1 pseudogene is annotated in these 512 nt (G+C 75.0%); it reads right to left on the reverse strand.

Going from position 1 to position 512, the window contains the following annotated elements:
* A pseudogene (locus FV230_RS29175) lies at positions 1 to 512 on the reverse strand (nickel transporter); the annotation flags it as partial.

The raw sequence follows: 512 nt of genomic DNA on the forward strand, positions 1-512 counted from the left end.
GGCATGGCCGCATTCGGGCCCGCAGGCGGCGGGCGCGCCGAGGTCGGCGAGGCGCCCGGCCTTGCGCCACGTCACCGCCAGCCCGATCGAGGCGACGAGGGCGAAGCTGACGATCTCGATGGTGTTGCCGGCCCGCGTCATTCCGGCGGCGGTGGCGCCGAGCACGAGGCGGCCGGTCCCGACAATCGCGATCGCCACCAGCGCCTGCAGGATCGCGGCGGCGAAGCTCAAGCCGAAGCCGCGGCGCAAGGCCCGCTCGCCGGCGAACAGGTAGCCGGCGATCACGGCTTTGCCGTGCCCGGGGCCGGCGGCGTGGAAGATGCCGTAGGCGAAGCCGAGCGTGACCAGCGGCATCCAGTCGCCGCCGCCCTTGATCGCGGCGAGCGCGGCCTGAAGGCTGCGCGAAAAGCTAGACTGGATCGCTAGGAGCCAGCCGCCGAGCCCGGTCGCCGACGGCGCGGCCTCGCGGAAGCCGATGCCGAAGGGCGAGCGCGGCGGCGGCGCCGAGAGGC

Source organism: Methylobacterium sp. WL6, assembly GCF_008040095.1.
Lineage (GTDB): Bacteria > Pseudomonadota > Alphaproteobacteria > Rhizobiales > Beijerinckiaceae > Methylobacterium.